We start from the raw sequence: 19817 nt of genomic DNA, 5'->3' as shown, positions 1-19817 counted from the left end.
CTTACTCGGCAGCTTTCTTGACGACGCGCTTGATGACCTTCTTCACCGGCTCGGCGTCGAGCGGTGCGGCGGCCTTGACGGTACGCTTCGGCGGCAGGGCCTTCAGTGCTTTCACTGCGGCGACTTCCGACTTCGGCGGCGCGACCTTCACGGTCTTGCCGACGGCCTTGGCAGCTGGCTTCTTGGCCGGCGCCTTGACCGCAGCGGTCTTGGTTGCGGCGGTCTTGGTCGCGGCGGTCTTGCGTTCGCGGACCGGTTTCGCTTCCGGCTGGGCCTGGTTTGCGGCCAGGTGCTTCGACTTGACCTTCGGCGCGTCGGCCTCGGCTGCTTCCGGCGTCGACTTGCGCTTGGCGGCGCCCAGCTTGACCGGCTTCTCGCCCCAGATTTCTTCCAGGCGGTAGTACTGGCGGATGGCCGGCTGCATGATGTGGACGATCATGTCGCCCAGGTCGACCAGCACCCATTCGCCGGTGTCTTCGCCTTCCATGCCGACGACGTCGCCGCCGGCGCCCTTGACCTTGTCGCGCACCGAGGCGGCCAGCGCCTTGGTCTGGCGGTTCGAGGTGCCCGAGACGACGGCGATGCGGTCGAACAGGCTGGTCAGCCCGGTCGTGTCGAACAACATGATGTCCTGGCCCTTGACGTCTTCGAGGGCGTCAACGACGAGGGTTTGCAGTTTTTTGATATCCATTAGCTTTTGTATAAATTATGTTGTTGAATGTAGTCTAGCACTACCCGCGCGAGGAGCGAGGCTGGTGCTGCTTGCGGAGCGCCCCCCGCCGGTTCCTCTTGCCGCAGTAGTGCGCGCACTCGAGTCGCGGAAATATCCACGGCCAGGCTATGCGCCATGCACACCAGCCCGGCGGGCGTGGTGCGCACTGTGTCGGGCGGCGCCAGGCGCCGCGCCATTTCCTCGGCCACCATTGGCGGCAACGCGTCATGCTCCAGCCTGTAGCCCGGCCGGGCAGCCACGCCGATGTTGGCGAGGTCAAACAGTTCGCGCCAGTCGCGCCAGCTATCGAGCTTGAGCAACTGGTCGGCGCCCATCAGGAAGACGATGGACACGTCGTCGCCCAGCTCGGCACGCAGGCCGCGCAGGGTCTCGACGGTGTAGGTCGGGGTGCCGCGGTCGATTTCGCGGCGGTCTATCGTTGCCGGCAAGCCGGCGTCGCGAAACGCCAGTTCCAGCATCGCGATGCGGTCGTCGTCGCTGGCCTGCAGCGCAGCCTTTTGCCAGGGACGGGCCGGCAGCACGCGCAGTTCGCTCGGGTGCAGGAGTTCGACGAACAGCCGCGCCAGCGCGACGTGGCCGTGGTGCACGGGATCGAAACTGCCCCCCAGCAGGGCGACGCAGGGAATCACGAAGCCAGCCAGTCCCGGTGCGGCAGGAAGTCGGTGTACAGCGCCGCTTCAGGGCTGCCGTCTTCCGGATGCCAGTCGTAGCGCCATGTGACGATCGGCGGCAGCGACATCAGGATCGCCTCGGTGCGGCCGCCCGATTGCAGGCCGAAGTGGGTGCCGCGGTCCCACACCAGGTTGAACTCGACATAGCGGCCGCGGCGGTAAGCCTGGAAGTCGCGCTCGCGTTCGCCGTAAGGCGTGTCCTTGCGCGCTTTCAGGATGGGCAGGTAGGCGTCGAGGAAACCGTCGCCCACCTTCCGCACCATGGCAAAGGCCTCGTCGAAAGGCAGCTCGTTGAAGTCATCAAAAAAGATGCCGCCGACGCCACGCGCTTCCTTGCGGTGCTTGATGTAGAAATACTCGTCGCACCATTTCTTGAAGCGCGGATGCAGGTCTTCGCCGTAGGGCGCCAATGCGTCGTGGCAAACCTGGTGGAAATGGCGCGCGTCGTCGAGGTTGCCGTAGTAGGGCGTCAGGTCCATGCCGCCGCCGAACCACCAGACCGGTTCCTGTCCTTCGGCCGTGGCCTCGAAGAAGCGCACGTTCATGTGGACGGTTGGCGCGTAGGGGTTACGCGGGTGCAGCACCAGCGACACGCCCATCGCTTCCCAGGCGCGGCCCGCCAGTTCCGGACGCGCGGCGGCGGCCGATGGCGGCAGGTTGCTGCCCATCACGTGCGAAAAGTTCACGCCGCCACGTTCCAGCACATTGCCTTCTTCGATCAGGCGCGAGATGCCGCCGCCACCTTCGGGGCGTTCCCAGCTGTCCGTCAAGAAAGGCTTGCCGTCCACGTCTTCCAGGCCTGCGACGATGCGCGATTGCAGGTCGAGCAACCAGGCTTTGATGGCGGAAGGGGATGGGGTGGACATGGGATCAGGATGCGCAACGAAATAGGTGGCGATTGTACACTGTGCGGAATGTGTGCATTGAAATTGCGCGGGCGGGTGCGGGGCAGGTGGTGGGTACGAGTACCCACCCTACGAATCTTGGTGGTATGCAGATGGTGAGACAGCGTGGACACAGGTGTCCACCCTACGAAACGTAATGAGAGCCGGTGGGTACAAGTACCCACCCTACGAAACCGGCCTGCGGCCTATCCCGTACGGTGGGCACTCCGTGCCCACGCGGTTACGTGCGTGTCCGGTGGCCTGCTGCGGCGATGATTCGCCCGCCGGCTTCCGAACTCGCCCGATTACGAAATCACTTCACCCCACGCCACCCGATATCGCGCCGGAACTGCGCCCCATCGAAGCGAATCTTCTCCACGCCTTCATACGCCTGCTTCTGCGCCATCTTGACGCTGTCGCCCAGGCCCACCACGCACAGCACGCGCCCGCCATTCGACTGCAGCTTGCCATCCACGATCTGGGTGCCGGCATGGAAGGTCATGCACTCCGCCGTCTCCGCCGGAATCCCTTCGATGACATCGCCCTTGCGCGGGCTGTCCGGGTAACCGCTTGCTGCCATCACCACGCCTACGGCGGTGCGGCGGTCCCATTCCAGGTCCACCGCATCGAGGGTGCCGTTGCAGGCGTGTTCCAGCACGCTCACGTAATCGCTTTTCAGGCGCGCCATGATCGGCTGGGTTTCCGGGTCGCCCATGCGGCAATTGAATTCCAGCGTACGCGGGTTGCCCTCGGCGTCGATCATCAGGCCGGCGTACAGGAAGCCGGTGAACTGGATGCCGTCCTTGGCCATGCCCTGGATGGTCGGGTTGATGATCTCGCGCATCACGCGCGCGTGCATCGCCGGGGTCACGATAGGGGCAGGGGAGTAGGCGCCCATGCCCCCGGTGTTCGGGCCCTGGTCCGCATCCTTCAGGCGCTTGTGGTCTTGCGAGGTGGCCATCGGCAGCACGTTCTTGCCGTCGCACATGACGATGAAGCTGGCTTCCTCGCCGGCCAGGAATTCCTCGATCACGATGCGGGCGCCGGCGTCGCCAAAGGCGTTATCCGACAACATGTGGTCGACCGCCGCATGCGCTTCTTCCAGCGTCATGGCCACGACCACGCCCTTGCCGGCAGCCAGGCCGTCGGCCTTGATGACAATCGGCGCGCCGTTCGCATCGACGTAGGCGTGGGCTTCGGTGGCGTCGGAAAAACTCTGGTACTTCGCCGTCGGAATGCCGTGGCGCTGCATGAAGGCCTTGGCGAAATCCTTCGAGCTTTCCAGCTGCGCCGCTTCGCGCGTGGGGCCGAAGATCTTCAGGCCGCGCGAGCGGAACAGGTTCACGATGCCGGCCGCCAGCGGCGCTTCCGGGCCGACCAGGGTCAGCCCGACGTGCTCGGCCACCACGAAATCGGCCAGCGCGGCCGGGTCGGTGATGTCGACGTTCACCAGGCGCGAGTCGAGCGCGGTGCCGCCGTTGCCCGGCGCCACATAGACCACCTGGACGCGTTCGGATTGGGCCAGTTTCCAGGCCAGGGCATGTTCACGGCCACCAGAGCCGACCACCAGGATTTTCATACGTGGCTTTCGCGCTTGTTCTTCGGGGTTACTGTTCCGCTTATTCTTCAATCACGGCGTTGGTGTAGATTTCCTGGACGTCGTCCAGGTTTTCCAGCGCGTCCAGCAGCTTCTGCATCTTGATGGCGTCTTCGCCGGTGAACACGGTTTCGGTGGCCGGCTTCATGATGACTTCCGCCACTTCGGCCTTGAAACCGGCCGCTTCCAGCGCCGTCTTCACGGCCGAGAAAGCGAACGGGTCGCACAGCACTTCGAAGCCGCCTTCCTCGTCCTGCACCACGTCGTCGGCGCCGGCTTCCAGCGCCGCTTCCATCAGCTTGTCTTCTTCGACGCCCGGCGCGAACAGGAACTGGCCGGTGTGCTTGAACATGAAGGCCACCGAACCCTCGGTGCCCATGTTGCCGCCGAACTTGCTGAAGGCATGACGCACTTCGGCCACGGTCCGCACGCGGTTGTCGGTCATGCAGTCGACGATGATCGCCGCGCCGCCGATGCCGTAGCCTTCGTAGCGGATCTCTTCGTAGTCCACGCCTTCCAGGCTGCCCGAGCCGCGCTGGATCGCGCGCGTGACGTTGTCCTTCGGCATATTGGCGTCGGCTGCCTTGTCGACCGCCAGGCGCAGGCGCGGGTTGGCGTCGAGGTCGCCGCCGCCCATGCGTGCGGCGACCGTGATTTCCTTGATCAGTCGGGTCCAGATCTTGCCGCGCTTGGCGTCGGTGGCGGCTTTCTTATGCTTGATGTTGGCCCATTTGCTGTGTCCAGCCATGTCGGTTCCTTACCTTAGAAATTCTTAGACGGTATGCAAGAGTGGCCGACATTTTAACATGGGCACTGCCGCTGAAGACGCCTCCCGCTGTTATGGAAACAACAATAGTGTGCCCCACGCAACGAGCCCCAGGCCGCCGACGCAGGCCACCACCGTCCCGCCCGGCAACAGCTTCTCGGCCAGCAGCAATCCGGCCAGCAGCAATCCGGCCAGGCCGAGCAGGGCGGCGAAGTTGGTGACGCCGGCCGCGAACAGCAGCAGCATCAGCAGCCAGCACGAGCCGCAACAGTAGAGTCCATGGCCGAGGCCCATGCGCAGGGCGCCCAGCAGGCCCGAGCGCCAGCCGGTGAGCACGAACCCGAGCGGATTACGGCAGACCTGCAGGCAGGCGTGCTTGGCCGGCGTCCACTGGTAGAGCCCGGCCGCCACCAGGATCAGGCCGCAGGCGCTGGGGTTGATCACGGCCATGCCGGTATCGAGGGCGCCGCCGTCGTGCAGCGCCCACTGGGCCAGGGTGGCCAGGGCGCCGAAGCCGCTCCAGACCGCCAGGTAGCCGGCCACGAACAGCAGGGTCGCCAGGTTCGGGTGGCGTACCGACTGCGCCAGCCGGTTGATGCGGGCAAACAGCAGGATCGCCGGCGTGGCGGCCGGCAGCACCATAGCCGACAGCATCGCGCCCCACATCGCCAGCACCAGCACCAGCTCGTAGGCGCGGTAGGGCGGCGTGCTCAAGGGCCGGCTCGTGTGCGCCAGGCTGGCCGGTTCGGCGGACGAGAGGTGCAGCGCCTGGAATACCAGGCAGGCCCAGCACAGGGCCACGATACCCGACAGCCAGGCAATGACAAGCGGACGCTCGCGTCCCGGCTGGGTATCGACGCGGACAAGGGCGGTCATCTGTATGCTCCCGTGGCCCGGTTCGGACGGCCGCGCGGCCGCCGCATGGTTATGCTCGAGTTCGGCATTGTCGCTCCTCATGAATGGTGAATTTGCGTACTCGCCCATGAATAAATGTGTTTTTGGCTGCCATAACCGGCGCATTGCTGCGTTGGCTCGTACTTGCAGTGCTCGCACTGCGGCGCACTCGCCGCCTTGCACCGCATCCGGTTCTGTTTGCCAAAACTCACATTTATTCCTGGTTGAGTACTTGGAGCTTCGACTCCCTGCATGGGCTTGCGTTCCGGGCTTCTGCCGAGCTCGATTTTGTGCTTGGCCGTACAATCGACGGATGACCCAGTCCGCGCCAGGCACATCTGCCGTTTCCATACCACGTGCTACCTTCGTCGGCGGCCTTGCCATCGCCATTGCCGGCGCTGTCCTGTTCTCCACGAAAGCCGTGGTCGCCAAACTGCTGTATCGCTACCACATCGATGCAGTGACATTGATCGCCTTCAGAATGCTGTTCTCGCTTCCGGTGTTCGCTGGCGTGGCAATCTGGAAGATGCGCACCCAGGCGCCGCTGAGTTCGGCTGACCGCTGGCGCATCGTCGGGCTGGGGCTGATCGGTTACTACCTGTCGAGCTACCTCGATTTTCTCGGGCTGCAATACATTTCGGTCGGGCTCGAGCGCCTGATTCTCTTCCTGACGCCGACCTTCGTGCTGGCGATCACCGCCATCTTCCTCAAGCGCCGCATCACGGCCGTGGAGTGGGCGGCGCTCGGCCTGTCCTATTGCGGCATCGTGCTGGTGTTCGTGCACGACCTGGCCGGCGGCGCGGGCAGCACGGTGATCGGTTCGCTGTTCGTGCTGGCCTCGGCCATCAGCTATGCCATCTACCTGCTCGGTTCCGGCGAAATGGTGAAGCGGGTCGGCTCGCTGCGCCTGGTGGCCTACGCGATGTGCGTGTCCAGCGTGGCCGGCATCGCGCAGTTCTTCCTGCTGCGTCCGGCGTCGCTGCTGGTGCAGCCGCTGCAGGTGTATGGACTCTCGCTCGTGAACGGGGTTTTCTGTACTATCTTCCCGGTGTTCATGACGATGATCGCGGTGGGGCGCATCGGCGCGGCCACCGCCTCGCAGGCCGGCATGATCGGTCCGGTATCGACGCTCTTCCTCGGCGCCTTGCTGCTGGGAGAGCCGGTCACGGCGGTGCAGCTGGCCGGAACCGGCCTGGTCCTGGCAGGCATCTACATGTTGTCCCTGAAAAAATAGAAAGCGACGCCGAAATGAAGCCACGCATTGCGCTCATTGCGCACGACAAGAAGAAAGACGACATGATCACCCTCGCCGCCGAGTACCGGGACTTCCTGGCCGGCTGCACGCTCACCGCCACCGGCACCACCGGCGGACGCCTGATCAACGAGCTCGGCCTGACGGTCGAGTGCAAGCATTCCGGGCCTTTCGGCGGCGACCTGCAGATCGGTGCGCAACTGGTGACGGGCGAGATCGACTGCGTGATCTTCCTGCGCGACCCGATGACGCCCCAGCCGCACGAACCCGACATCAATGCCCTGGTGCGCGCCTGCGACGTGCACAACATCGCCTGCGCAACGAACGTGGCGACGGCGCACCTGGTCCTGACCCGACTGATGAACGCCAACAACGAGGAGAAGAAACCATGATGGCCAAGGCAATCCGACTCACGCGTACCGGCGGCCCGGAAGTGCTGGAATACGTCGATGTCGAGGTGGGCGAACCGGGTCCCGGGGAGGCGCGCGTGCGCCAGCATGCGATCGGGCTGAACTACATCGACGTGTATTTCCGCACCGGCCTGTACCCGATGCCCTTGCCCAGCGGACTGGGGCAGGAAGGCGCCGGCGTGGTCGAGGCGGTGGGCGAGGGCGTGACCCACGTCCAGCCGGGCGACCGCGTGGCCTATGCCGGCCGCCCGAACGGCGCCTACAGCGAGCTGCGCACCATGCCGGCCGACATCCTGGTGAAGCTGCCGGACGCCATCGATTTCGAGACCGCTGCCGCCATGATGCTGCAAGGGCTGACGGTGCAATACCTGTTCAACAGCACCTACAAATTGCAGGCGGACCAGACCATCCTGTTCCATGCGGCCGCCGGCGGCGTCGGCCTGATCGCCTGCCAATGGGCGCGGGCGCTGGGCGTGAACCTGATCGGCACGGTCGGGTCCAAGGAAAAGGGAGAATTGGCGCTGGCGCATGGCGCCGCGCATGTGATCAACTACAACGAGGAAGACATCGTGGCGCGCGTGCTGGAGATCACCGGCGGCAAGAAGGTGCCGGTGGTCTATGACTCGGTGGGCAAGGACACCTTCATCCGCTCGCTCGACTGCCTGCAGCCGCGCGGGTTGATGGTCAGCTTCGGCAATTCGTCCGGCGCGGTGCCGGCGTTCTCGATGAGCGAACTGGCCTCGCGCGGCTCGCTGTATCTCACACGGCCTTCGCTGGGGTCGTATGCGGCGACGCGCGAGGAGCTGGAGGCGATGGCGGCCGACCTGTTCGGGATGGTCAGTAGCAGCAAGGTCAAGATCGACATCCACCAGCGCTTCGAGCTGGCCGATGCCGCGCAGGCCCATATTGCGCTCGAAGCCCGCCGCACCACTGGTTCGACGATTTTGCTGCCATGAGGGAGTTCAGCGACGACCGCGAGCCGAACGAACCGGATACCGGCGGCGCGCCGAAGTTCGGGCGTTTGTTGATCGTGCTGGTGCTGGCAGTGCTGCTGATCATCGTCATCACCTTTGCCTCGGAGGCGTATTTCTCCTGACCGAAAACTCGATCGTACGGTGGGCACCCCGTGCCCACGCGGTTACGTGCTCATCTCTCGGACACGTGCCGTGAATTGTCGCCCGCACGGCATCCTGCGGCCACGAACCGATCCTCAGCTCGCGGACACGGTACGAGCGAATCGTCACCGCACGTAGCCAACAGCAAGCGTACGTAACCGCGTGGGCACTTCGGTTCCGAGGCCCCCGGCCTCGAAACCCCCACCGTACGAGCAATGTCGCAGCGAGCTCAAGCGTGGCCAATAAAAAAGCCGGGAATCACCCCGGCTCTTCACTCGTGCAGGCCAGCTCTCTCCGGCCCCGCATCTCGACTACCTTCACCCATTCTTGCGCTGCAACTCCACCTGCCGCACGCCACCGTTCGGCCCCGGGAAGCCCGCAAACGCGCTCTGCACCAGCGCCGGCATCACGACCGGCGTCGACAGCTCGCGGCTCATGTTGTGCACGGTGACGTCGAACAGCCGCTTGTCGCCCGCATCCTTGATCGACACCTGCAGCTCGCGGCGGTACTGGTGCTGGATCGACACCTCATACGCCGGGAAGGGGCTCCAGAACGGATCGTAGAACGGGTGATACCAGCCCGCCCAGCGGCCGCGCGGACCGAAACGCGGACCCATGCGGTAATACGGATACCCGTACATCGGCATCGCCGGCTCGACCACGCGCACCGGCACATCGGTGGTGGTGAAGCGCATGCCGACTTTCAGCGCGGCGGGACCGGCCGGGGCTTCGCGGAAGCCCAGTTGCGCCAGTTGCCCGCGCACCAGGTTCTGGTAGCTCTGGTATTCCAGCGTGTTGTCCATCGCCGGCGGCGCTTCGAAGACATAGCTCTTGTCCTCGATCTGCGCCGGCCATTGGTGGAAGGTGGTGACATCGCTACGGATGGTCGTTGCGCATCCGCCCAACAGCAGGGCCATGGCGGCCGCGGCTGTCATCATGATCAAGCGTTTCATTCGTTTCTCTCCGATTTATAGACGGTCTTTGCCGATCCTTAGCTTGCGCCTATCGCATCATTTTCGCAGATAAATTTACACACCGTTACCAGCGGCACATCCCGACACATTCGGATACACGGAATTCAGGCGCGCCCGGATAAACCTTGTTGGTAAAATAAGACCTTCTTCGACTGTATTTTTCGGAACCATCCCATGCGCACTGATACGCCCCAGACGATCTACCGGAAAGACTACACCCCGCCCAGCTACCTCGTGGACACCGTCGAACTCGGCTTCGACCTCGATCCCGCCCGCACCATCGTCGCTAACCGGATGACGATGCGCCGCAACCCCGACAGCGCCCAGCGCGAAATCGAGCTCTACGGCGAGAACCTGGAGCTGGTGGCGCTGCGCATGAATGGAAAGCAACTCGGCGCGAAGGATTACCGCATCGAAGGTAGCCTGCTGACGATTCCCGATACGCCGGAAGAGGTCACGCTCGAGATCGAAACGCTCTGCGTACCGGAACAGAACACCACGCTGAACGGCCTGTACACCTCAAACGGCAGCTTCTACACCCAGTGCGAGGCCGAAGGCTTCCGCGCCATCACCTTCTTCCCGGACCGCCCGGACGTCATGGCCAAGTTCACGGTCATGCTGCGCGCCGACAAGGAAAAATACCCGGTGCTGCTATCGAACGGTAACCTGGTCGAAGAGGGCGAGCTGGGCGACGGCCGCCACTACGCCAAGTGGGAAGACCCGTTCAAGAAGCCTTCCTACCTGTTCGCCCTGGTCGCCGCGCGCCTGGTCTGCCAGGAAGAAACCTTCAAACTGGCCGACGGCCGCGACGCCCTGCTGCAGGTGTGGGTGGAAGAGGGCAACCTCGACAAGACCGACTACGCCATGCAGTCGCTGAAGAACAGCATCCGCTGGGACGAAGAGCGCTGGGGCCTGGAGCTCGACCTGGACCGCTTCATGATCGTCGCCGTCAGCGACTTCAACATGGGCGCGATGGAAAACAAGGGCCTGAACATCTTCAACACCAAGTTCGTGCTGGCCAATCCGCGCGTCGCCACCGACATCGACTTTCAAGGCATCGAAGCCGTGGTCGGCCACGAATATTTCCATAACTGGACCGGCAACCGCGTGACCTGCCGCGACTGGTTCCAGCTGTCGCTAAAGGAAGGCTTGACCGTGTTCCGGGACCAGGAATTCTCGGCCGACATGGTCGGCACCGACACCGGACGCGCCGTCGGCCGCATCGACCAGGTGCGCACCTTGCGCCAGGCCCAGTTCCCGGAAGACGCCGGCCCGATGGCCCACCCGGTACGTCCCGACTCCTTTGTGGAAATTAACAATTTCTACACCGTGACCGTGTACGAAAAGGGCGCCGAAGTCGTGCGCATGTACCAGACCCTGCTGGGCCGCGAAGGCTTCCGCAAGGGCATGGACTTGTACTTCGAACGCCACGACGAACAAGCCGTCACCTGCGACGATTTCCGCCGCGCCATGGCTGACGCGAATGGCCGCGACTTGTCACTGTTCGAGCGCTGGTACAGCCAGGCCGGCACGCCTGTCGTGCGCGCCGAAACCCGCTACGACGAGCTCGCCAAGACCTACACGCTGACCCTGTTCCAGTCCTGCCCGGCCACGCCCGGCCAGTCGAGCAAGTTCCCCTTCCACATTCCTGTGGCCGTGGGCCTGCTGGGTGCGGACGGCAAGGACATGCCGCTGGTCATCAATGGCGAGGAGCGCGGCACCACGACTGTGCTGGAGCTGACCGAATCCGAGCAAAGCTTCGTGTTCGACAACGTGCAGGAACAGCCGACGCCGTCGATCCTGCGCGACTTCTCGGCGCCGATCGTCCTCGACTACAACTACGGCGATGCCGACCTGCTGCACCTGTTCAGCCACGACAGCGACCCGGTCAACCGCTGGGAAGCCGGCCAGCGCCTGGCCATGGGGCGCCTGTTGAAATTGACCGGCGAAGCCGGCGTCGGCGCGCCCCTGCTGCTGGATGACACTTTCTTGCTGGCGATGGGCAAGATGCTGAGCGACGACACGCTCGACCCCGCCTTCCGCGAACAATGCCTGCTGCTGCCGTCGGAAACCATGGTGGCCGAGCAGATCGCCGTGGTCGACCCGCTGGCCATCCACCTGGCGCGCCAGTTCGTGCGCGCGAATATCGGCACGCGCCTGCGCGAGGAGCTGCTGGCGCAATACCATGCGAATGCCACCCCGGGCGATTACAGCCCCGACGCGCTCTCGATCGGCAAGCGCGCCCTGAAGAACCTGTGCCTGGCCTACCTGACCGCGGCCCAGGACGAGGAGGGCCTGCGCCTGGCCCAGGAGCAGTTCGACAACGCCGGCAACATGACCGACCGCGTCGCCGCCCTGAGCGCGCTGATCCATGCCCGCGTGCCGACGGTCGACGCCGCCCTGCAGCGCTTCTACGACGAGTTCGAGGACGAAGCCCTGGTCATCGACAAGTGGTTCATGCTGCAGGCAACGAGCGCGACGCTTGATGTGGCCGGCGTGCGCGAACTGATGCGCCACCCGGCATTCACCCTGCGCAATCCGAACCGCGCGCGCAGCCTGATCTCGAGCTTCTGCGCCGGCAACCCCGTGCAGTTCCACGCCCCGGACGGCAGCGGCTACGCCTTCTGGGCCGACCAGGTGATCACCCTCGACGGCCTGAACCCGCAGGTGGCGAGCCGCCTGGCGCGCGCCATGGACCGCTGGCGCCGTTATACGCCGGCGCTGCAGGAACACATGAAGAAGGCGCTGCAGCAGGTGGCAGGCCAGCAGCGCCTGTCGAACGACGTGCGCGAAGTCGTGGGCAAGGCTTTGGCTAACTAAAACAATTCAATACCAGCAAAAGGAAGTTCATGAAACGCGTCAGTCTCACGCAACACCTCGTGGAGGAGCAGCGCCTCCACAACACCATTCCGGCCGAGCTGCGCCTCCTGATCGAGGTCGTGGCCCGCGCCTGCAAGCGCATCAGCTATGAAGTCAGCAAGGGCGCGCTGGGCGACATCCTCGGCAGCGCCGACACCGAGAACATCCAGGGCGAAGTGCAGAAGAAGCTGGACGTGATTTCCAACGAGATTTTGCTGGAAGCGAACGAGTGGGGCGGCCACCTGGCGGCCATGGCGTCGGAAGAAATGGAAAGCATCCACCCGATCCCGAACCGCTATCCGAAGGGCGAGTACATGCTGCTCTTCGATCCGCTCGACGGCTCCTCGAATATCGACGTCAATGTGTCGATCGGCACCATCTTCTCGGTGCTCAAGGCCCCGGAAGGCATGGGCGAACCGACCGAAGCCGCCTTCCTGCAGCTGGGCACGGCCCAGGTGGCGGCCGGCTACGCGGTGTATGGCCCGCAGACCATGCTGGTGCTGACCACCGGCGACGGCGTGCACTGCTTCACCCTCGACCGCGAAATGGGTTCCTGGGTCCTCACCCAGAGCAACATGCAGATCCCGGCGAGCACGAAAGAGTTTGCGATCAACATGTCGAACAAACGCCACTGGCATCCGCCGGTGCAGCGTTACGTCGACGAAATGCTGGCCGGTAAAACCGGTGCGCGCGGCAAGGACTTCAACATGCGCTGGATCGCCTCGATGGTGGCCGACGTGCACCGCATCCTGAACCGCGGCGGTGTCTTCATGTACCCGGCCGACATGCGCGACCCATCGCAACCGGGCAAGCTGCGCCTGATGTACGAAGCCAATCCGATGGCGATGATCGTCGAGCAGGCCGGTGGCGCGGCCACCGATGGCGTGAACCGCATCATGGACATTTCTCCGACCAAGCTGCACCAGCGCGTGCCGGTGTTCCTGGGGTCGAAGGAAGAAGTCGAGCTGGTGACCCGTTACCACCAGGAACAATAAACTGCGGCAGTAATTATTTGGCAAATCCGGCGCGAAATTGCCGAGCCGGACTAGCACGTTTGCTACGTTGTTGCTAGAATACGGCTCTTCGTCGGGATAGCCTGGCGTAGAGCCGCTGTAGCTCAGTCGGTAGAGCAGCGCATTCGTAATGCGAAGGTCACCAGTTCGATTCCGGTCAGCGGCACCAAGAATTCAGCAGGAAAATCAAGGGGTTACATGCTTTTGCGTGTGACCCTTTTTTCTTCGTGACGCTACTTTCGTATTAATGTAACCGGTGTGTAACCCTAGTCTTTCAACGCGACGGTTCTTGTTGCTGAGTCTGCGAGTCGTTCATCGTCATAAGTGCCGATAGCGTAGAGTATCCACGGGCAACGTAAATGCAAAGAAAGCTGCTGCTTTGCGTCGACGGAAGAAGTCGCAGGCTTGCAAAACGCTGCGTTAGTCCGTTGAGTACGTGAGTGCGGGGTGCAGGGGCGCGGCAAAAATCTACATGATCGTTATTTTAGTTGCCACCGCTGCCGCTGCCGCTGATTCGCGATTAAGCTTAACTCGTCGACCCAAGGTCCAAGGCCCGTGCATATTGACGGGTTCCGAGGCAGGTAACTCGTGAGGCCGCCTAGGGCAGGGCGAGCCTTCCAACTTCAGCCCGGCTTGCTGAACTCACGCCTCTAGAGCGCCTCGTTTTGCCGCTGTGATTTCCGATCGCATGCGGTGGATTTTATTCTGAAGGACGACAGCGTTCAGGGGCTTACCTCTTCAGCTTACTCTTTTCAGCCTGGACGTCCGCGCGCTCTGCATTTCGAACCCAGTCCTCAGAGATTGCTATCAACATCGCCGATGTCCGAGGGTACTTAAGCGTCGCGTCTGCCCATGCTTTGTAACGCTTGGCAAACTCGCGCTCTTGCTCTCCTCCCTCGTTGATTCCTTTAATATAGGTTCCACGCTTATTAAAACACTCAATTGCAAATCCTCTTTCGATTTGCTCGGACGCCAACGCTTCGATCACCTGGCATACCGCTGAAGGAGGCCAGAACGGCTCATCGACATCCTGAGGTGCATAAGCCAGAACGAATCCAATCCGCTGGTCTCCGATGTCATCCAAGCCTTTGGCAGCCGTTAAAGCTCTGATCTTCACCACCCAATCGGATAATTCTCGCGCGTTGATTTTTCCTTCGTGCAAGCCAGGAATATTCTTGAATTCTGACAGCAGGTCGTACGAGATAATTGCCCGTACCCGCATCTCATCAGTGCGGACCTGATCGACTGGGGCGTTCTTGCCCCGGAAGACACCGGACAGTACCTCGACGAACATCTCAGGGGTTGATGCCAACAAATCGTAGATTGTCAGCGGTTCACGCTCGTGGCGCAAAAGCGGCAAATACGAGTATTCCAATTTGGCGATTTTCAGCTTTTCGACATCGCTGCGCGTTCGCAGCTCCTTCAACGCCAGTCCTATGTAATAGGCCAGCATGTTGCCCATGCGCATGAGGGTATCATCGGCCTGACCTACTCCCTTGTCGAGCAGGTCCACGAGCACGTCAGAAGGCAGGTCCTTGTTTCGTCTATGCCCCCAGCTCAAGACGTCGATGTCCCGTCCAACGCTTCGGAACTGATCAATCGCAAACAGGAGATCTTCAAGCGGCCCTTCATCCGGCAACAGACTCAGTTGACGCCAATATTGTTCCCGCACTTCGCCGCCGAGGCCTTCAACATAGTCCCAAGTCGGCCGAGTAGATGACCACCCGAGCAAAAGCTTGGCCTTCGCCGCGTTATCCGGGATTTGCGACATAACGCGATCATGGAAAGAGTTCTTCCATTGATCATCGAACTTATCGAAACCAAATGCGGAGACGTAGTACGACAGGGCCGGTGGCGCAGTAGGGGCCAAAGCACCCTGCATCAGCTCAAAAGTTTGTTCAAGGGAGAACGGAACTTGGCGCAAAGACTGGCCGAGCAGTTCCGGCAATTTGACTATTTTCGCGAGCTTTAAAATGCAGGGCACGCCGTCTCGTACTAGCACGCGCTCAAGGACTTCCTTGCGTAAGGCAGTGGCGTCGACTACTTCGGCCTTTGGGTCGTATTTTCCAATATGTGGCATCCAATCATCGAACACATGGCGATCAGATACAAGGGGATCGGTTGGCTTATGACGTTCGACCAAATCTTTGACCGCAGCAAGCTCTTCGCTGGTTAATGCCCAGGCTGAATCACCGAAGTACTCATTGCGAGCCGACTCGTCTTTGAGCGCGTGCCAGATTGGGTTACCTTCAGCCCCGCTGTGAGTAGTGAGGTAGTTGTCGTAGCGGGCGAGGACCTTTGCCCGATTTGACGGTTGTAATTCGCCAATCTTTTCCACGAAAACTTTCAGACGGCTCTCGTCATCGCCGGCCGCGACAAGAGCCCGATCGACGACCGCGGTTTCAAATTCCCACACCAATTCAAGAGTAATCTCTTCTGGCTTTTCAGGCGCCAGATCGCGTAGCTTAGGATGCTGAGTCGGGGACGACGAGTCCATGCGGCGGGGCAGAAGCTTTTTGAGCAATTGCCAGCCAATGTCGGGGCACGCCGCCAACACCAAATCGAGGCATGCGATACGCTGAGGCTGCAATGCATACGTATTAGGCGACCAGCCAAGCAAGATATCTCGCAGGCTGTTAATCGGCCGATTCACATGATTCGAATCCGGCTCCGGATCTAGTTGGCCGAGCTTGGCGAGAACTAGTGCTGCACGGTTTAGGTATCGCGGGTCCCAGGCAATCGTCTCCAGTGCCCAAAGGAAGTGCACGTGCGAGCTCCACGGGCCAAAGAAGTCGCGCTCCGACTCGAAAATCTGTGCGACCTGCTCAGGGGCACCCCCGAGCATAGACTCAAGGGCCTTCAAAAACGGATTGGGCGCGGCCTCGGCGAAAAGCATGGTTTGGTCGCCGAGACGCACGATTGAATGATGCGATTTGCCCCATTCAGGCAGCGCGTTGATCACCTCGTCGACATACTGCTGCGCAGACTTGCCCTTGACGTGCAAGTCTGCCACATCATGCATCGACGCGATCACTAACAGCGTCAATGCTAGACCGTCGCGCAACCATTGGCTGTAGTCCAACGGCTGGGCTTTGGCCTCATTGAATTCTTGCTCTAGGGACGGCGGCTCGGGATCCTTACTGAAGACCTTGACGATGGCGTCACGCAGTCGCGTCAGGTCGTCGTCACTGAGCTGACGGCCGTAGAAGTAAAAGGCGTCCACAGGTGCGCGCACGTGCCAGACATCGGATTCCCTGTCCACAGGGCGATCCGGTATGTCGAGCGTGGGCATGAGGACGCCCTCCAAGGCGCCATAGGTGGCATAGCCTCCCAATTCCTTTAGCACTTCGCAGTCGGCTGGGTGGTCGCTTGACCAACCGCCGGCGAGAAGCGTAGGCTTCAGCGCGGTCGCTTGGTCCACCCACGCGGGGTCGGCAACGGGGGCGTTCTTGATGAGGCGCTTCAGAATCGTCAGGCTGCGCCCGCATCGATGTGCAAGTTCATAGCCCTGCCCGTGCTGGAGCCCCATTTCGATGAACCCAGGCACCATGCCTGAAGCGGTCGGCCGTTTCAGCATCGGGCTGCGCTTGGCTTGTGCGCCCGTTACGGCTGACAACGTAGGGCAATTTTTGGCGAGCACGCCTGCCAATGGCTCGGCGAAGCCGGTAGCAATGAAAACCATCTTGGATTTCATTGCAAGGAATCGAGCGGCTGCCTCGGTGCGGACGATCAACGTTCTGGACTCCAACGATTTGCGTACGCCTGGCTCCGCACTACGGATCGCCGCGACCGCGAATGCGATGACATCCTCGGACGTCTCAGCGCCCAGCATGAAAGATTCGGGTTTCCCAAGAAGCCTTACAATTAACTCATCAGCCTCTTTTTGTCGGTCAGCAATGACAACCTTCTCGCTGAGTTGTGGATTGAACTGCGTGCTGAATTCTTCCCAGTATTCGTCGGTGCTCAAGGCTCCTTCTTGAGGAGCCGTCTTTAGAACATTGCGGGCGTAGCGAGCCGCAATGGCCGGATAGTCTTTGAGCCACTGAACCAGCATCGGGCCGTCGAGGTATCGGACATCCTTCCATTTTCCTTCGTTGCGGCGGTCATCTTCCCATTCCGGGATCTTTTTGGTCGAGGTGTTCCAGCCTCCAAGGTTAACTAGGACGAGCGTGTTCTCGGCCATCTCGGCGGCAGGGGTCTGGTTGGTCCGCTTTCCATAGTCGGCGGTGGCTTTTGAAGCGCCAGGCCCGGTGCCAAATTCCCATTTAGACTTACCTTTTGGAACAAAGCCCTTTGCCTCTTCTGTCTCCAGATCGCCATCCCAGCCGCGCAACTGGCTGGCCTCGCCGCTCGGGAAGCGAAACCGCGATGCATCGTCGATCGTCACACTGATCAGGTCCGCCAGCATTGCGGTTACCATCTCGCGGGCGTTGAAAAGGGTAGCCCAAGTTTCAAGGGCCTTGTCGTCGATCCATTGCATGCTGCAACCTCCTGCCTTATGGCGCTGGGCGCCTGCATCATTTATTGATAGACGCGCGCTGTGTGCGCTTATCTTAATGTTGGGCCAGTTCTGCTGCTTTCGCCTGGAGCTCGCTCCGCCGGGGTTCGGACATGTCTGCATAATGCAAGATGATCTCGGCCAGACGATCGTCCTTGCAGTAGAAATACGCTGCGGGCACACCCAGAACCCGCGCCAGCGACTCTGTGAAGAGTAGAGGTGGCTCATGCACGCCGCTTTCGTAACGGCTGATGCGGGCACTACTCGACGATTCTTCCAAACCGGCCAAAACACCAAGGCGATCCTGTGGCAAGCCCGCGCGCGCTCGTGCCTGACGAAGTCGTTGTCCAAAGATTGAGCTGCTAGAGGGGAAGCGGCGTGGCGGCATCCTCCGATAATCGTAGAATGCCTTGGAATTTTCTCTACGATAAACGTAGAATACGATCCTTTCCTGTACCCTGCCTGACGAAAGGGCAACCTTGTGCGCACATACTTGAACACCCTCCTACATCGCAAGCGCGGCGCGTATGGCCCACTGTGGATTTTTGAACTCGATCCTGAAACCTGGGCGATTGTTTGGAGCGGATGGCTTGAAGACGAGGTTAGCTGTCACCTGATCCTGTCTGAGGACCCCCAGTGGTTCAAACGTGACTGGGGCATGGATGGCCGGCGCCCAAACCCGACCTATAAGACTCAGCGTGCTGCCTTGGAAGAGGTGATTCGATCGTTGCGTGCTATGAAGGTCGACCTCGAACCTAATGAAGCGGAAGATAGGAAATATGCGCTTTACATTTCTGATGCCGAGCATGACTTGCGGTTGCTGATGAATGAGCAAAGTGACGAGTCACAGGCGAATGAGGATACTGTTCAAGAGCCAGAAAAAATCCCGACTTCGCCAGAGGCTCTAGGAGAAGCGCAAGTTGTTGCGCCTATCAAAGTGGCGGTTAAAGTCGAGCAAGCGCCTCCTGCGCCCGCTTCGCAGGCCGTAGAGCCATGGGGGCAGTACATGGAAGAGCCAAAGGGATTGAACTTCAAGCCTGACATGACACTACATGCCAAGATGACATGGGTTTGCAACCATATCCCCCGGATGTCGCGGCTGCGTATTCTCCGGGATGGTGCCACGATGCTGTGCGACCAGCTTATTGCGACGAACTACCGGGACGAGGAATGACGGCCTCGCTAGTCGAATGAGACTTTATAAATTTAATTGCATATACAATACCCATTGACTATCGAATATAGGCTCGGTTCGAGAGCAGCGGTAGCTGGACCTTGGTGTATAGCCATATAGGTATTGCAGAGTTACGATAGCTGGCATGACCAGCTTCTCCTCCTCCTCTGTTCATGCATGCCCCGGCTGCGATGCTTTTTTCCTTCGCCCGCGACTACGTAGCGCCAATTTTTTCGGCGTCCAAGACTGGTCGGATGGGAAACCGACCTTTACATTCCGCCAGGAGCCGTTGGTCCGCTGCAAAGCCTGCGCGGCGTTGTTTTGGCTGGACGATATCGAGTCTGTCGGGATCATGCCCCAAACTCCACGGCCAATTGGGCGCTTCACACGCACATGGCTGCTTTGGCGCGGCGACCCGCAAGGGCTGCTTCAGGACGAAGAGGAATGGTCCCAGGCGATGGCGTCTTGGGGAAAGGCGCAGTACATCGGCAGCGTGAATTTTGACGACGTGGCATACGTGTTAGCGCGCTCTAAGGGCGTGCGAAGGGACCGGCTTCTGTGGCTGAGGAATCGCATCTGGTGGGGTTTGAATGACCGCTACCGTAGTCGATTCGACGACTCTCCCCTGCCTGATGTGCCTACTTGGCCGGAGGCGGCCGAGCGGGCCAACATGGAAGCGATTTTGAGCATGTTGCAGGATGGTGAAGTACAGCCGAGGGACATGATCCAGCAAGGGGAACTGCTGCGCTTGCTGGGCCGTTTTGACGAAGCTGTGGGGGTACTCAAGGCTGTGCCAGTGGACGGCTATAGTGAAATCAGGGCAGTTAAGATCGAACGACTGGCACGAAGCGGCGACACGCAAGTGCGAATGTTAAGTCATCATGTCCTGTGAGGTCAGGTAAGGGCTTTGTTGAGCAAATCGGGCGAAGGCCGAGCTGACGCTATTTGTGGCTCGTTTTATAACACTGGGATCGTAA

Annotated in this window: 17 protein-coding genes and 1 tRNA gene; 9 read left to right on the top strand and 9 right to left on the bottom strand. The window is 61.3% G+C overall.

The window, feature by feature from the left end:
* Window position 1 precedes the first annotated feature (1 nt).
* The 6 genes from rsfS to QPK31_RS24210 form a co-directional block, all read right to left on the bottom strand.
* Entirely contained in the window at window positions 2-691 is a 690-nt protein-coding gene (gene rsfS, locus QPK31_RS24235) for a ribosome silencing factor (RefSeq protein ID WP_290425458.1), read from the bottom strand.
* The gene (locus tag QPK31_RS24230; protein WP_290425457.1) at window positions 691-1362 is read right to left on the bottom strand and encodes a nicotinate-nucleotide adenylyltransferase; all 672 of its coding nucleotides are present in this window, start codon (window positions 1360-1362) and stop codon (window positions 691-693) included. The genes rsfS and QPK31_RS24230 overlap by 1 nt, the downstream gene beginning before the upstream one ends.
* Window positions 1359-2270, bottom strand: a complete 912-nt coding sequence (gene hemF, locus QPK31_RS24225) for an oxygen-dependent coproporphyrinogen oxidase (RefSeq protein WP_290425456.1) — start codon at window positions 2268-2270, stop codon at window positions 1359-1361. Before hemF ends, QPK31_RS24230 begins: the two co-directional genes overlap by 4 nt.
* 331 nt (window positions 2271-2601) lie before the next feature.
* On the bottom strand, window positions 2602-3867 hold the full coding sequence (purD, locus tag QPK31_RS24220) for a phosphoribosylamine--glycine ligase (RefSeq protein ID WP_290425455.1): 1266 nt from the start codon (window positions 3865-3867) through the stop codon (window positions 2602-2604).
* Between the two features lie 40 nt (window positions 3868-3907).
* Window positions 3908-4633, bottom strand: a complete 726-nt coding sequence (locus QPK31_RS24215) for a YebC/PmpR family DNA-binding transcriptional regulator (protein ID WP_290425454.1) — start codon at window positions 4631-4633, stop codon at window positions 3908-3910.
* Between the two features lie 90 nt (window positions 4634-4723).
* Entirely contained in the window at window positions 4724-5527 is an 804-nt protein-coding gene (locus QPK31_RS24210; RefSeq protein WP_290425453.1) for a DUF2182 domain-containing protein, read from the bottom strand.
* Window positions 5528-5858: 331 nt separating this feature from the next.
* Between QPK31_RS24210 and QPK31_RS24205 the strand changes: the two genes are divergently transcribed.
* From QPK31_RS24205 to QPK31_RS24190, 4 genes are read left to right on the top strand one after another with little or no spacing between them, the layout of a single operon-like run.
* Window positions 5859-6779 (top strand): DMT family transporter, encoded by a 921-nt coding sequence (locus QPK31_RS24205; RefSeq protein WP_290425452.1) that lies wholly within the window; start codon window positions 5859-5861, stop codon window positions 6777-6779.
* A gap of 14 nt (window positions 6780-6793) precedes the next feature.
* Window positions 6794-7189: a methylglyoxal synthase gene (locus QPK31_RS24200; RefSeq protein WP_290425451.1), complete on the top strand. Its 396-nt coding sequence runs from the start codon at window positions 6794-6796 to the stop codon at window positions 7187-7189.
* Window positions 7189-8163: a quinone oxidoreductase gene (locus QPK31_RS24195; RefSeq protein ID WP_290425515.1), complete on the top strand. Its 975-nt coding sequence runs from the start codon at window positions 7189-7191 to the stop codon at window positions 8161-8163. Before QPK31_RS24200 ends, QPK31_RS24195 begins: the two co-directional genes overlap by 1 nt.
* Complete coding sequence (locus QPK31_RS24190; protein WP_290425450.1) at window positions 8160-8303, top strand: hypothetical protein; 144 nt, start codon at window positions 8160-8162, stop codon at window positions 8301-8303. Before QPK31_RS24195 ends, QPK31_RS24190 begins: the two co-directional genes overlap by 4 nt.
* A gap of 336 nt (window positions 8304-8639) precedes the next feature.
* On the opposite strand, the gene QPK31_RS24185 is transcribed toward QPK31_RS24190, so the two are convergent.
* Window positions 8640-9275 (bottom strand): DUF4136 domain-containing protein, encoded by a 636-nt coding sequence (locus tag QPK31_RS24185; RefSeq protein ID WP_290425449.1) that lies wholly within the window; start codon window positions 9273-9275, stop codon window positions 8640-8642.
* Window positions 9276-9470: 195 nt separating this feature from the next.
* On the opposite strand from QPK31_RS24185, the gene pepN reads away from it, so the two are divergent.
* From pepN to QPK31_RS24170, 3 genes are all read left to right on the top strand, one after another.
* On the top strand, window positions 9471-12116 hold the full coding sequence (pepN, locus tag QPK31_RS24180) for an aminopeptidase N (protein ID WP_290425448.1): 2646 nt from the start codon (window positions 9471-9473) through the stop codon (window positions 12114-12116).
* Window positions 12117-12145: 29 nt separating this feature from the next.
* Window positions 12146-13150 (top strand): class 1 fructose-bisphosphatase, encoded by a 1005-nt coding sequence (locus QPK31_RS24175; protein ID WP_290425447.1) that lies wholly within the window; start codon window positions 12146-12148, stop codon window positions 13148-13150.
* A 111-nt stretch (window positions 13151-13261) separates the two neighbouring features.
* Window positions 13262-13337: transfer RNA gene (locus tag QPK31_RS24170), tRNA-Thr, on the top strand.
* 561 nt (window positions 13338-13898) lie between these two features.
* Here QPK31_RS24170 and QPK31_RS24165 read toward each other — a convergent pair.
* Window positions 13899-17648, bottom strand: a complete 3750-nt coding sequence (locus QPK31_RS24165) for a hypothetical protein (protein ID WP_290425446.1) — start codon at window positions 17646-17648, stop codon at window positions 13899-13901.
* Window positions 17649-17721: 73 nt separating this feature from the next.
* A complete protein-coding gene (locus QPK31_RS24160) occupies window positions 17722-18054 on the bottom strand; it encodes a helix-turn-helix domain-containing protein (RefSeq protein WP_290425445.1) in 333 nt (110 codons plus the stop codon).
* A 105-nt stretch (window positions 18055-18159) separates the two neighbouring features.
* Here QPK31_RS24160 and QPK31_RS24155 point away from each other — a divergent pair, with 105 nt between their 5' ends.
* Window positions 18160-18840, top strand: a complete 681-nt coding sequence (locus QPK31_RS24155) for a hypothetical protein (protein ID WP_290425444.1) — start codon at window positions 18160-18162, stop codon at window positions 18838-18840.
* A 145-nt stretch (window positions 18841-18985) separates the two neighbouring features.
* Entirely contained in the window at window positions 18986-19732 is a 747-nt protein-coding gene (locus QPK31_RS24150; protein WP_290425443.1) for a hypothetical protein, read from the top strand.
* The last annotated feature ends 85 nt before the right edge of the window (window positions 19733-19817 follow it).

It is taken from the genome of Massilia sp. YIM B02769, from assembly GCF_030411995.1.
Lineage (GTDB): Bacteria > Pseudomonadota > Gammaproteobacteria > Burkholderiales > Burkholderiaceae_D > Telluria.
This window is presented reverse-complemented; position numbering and strand designations above follow the sequence as displayed.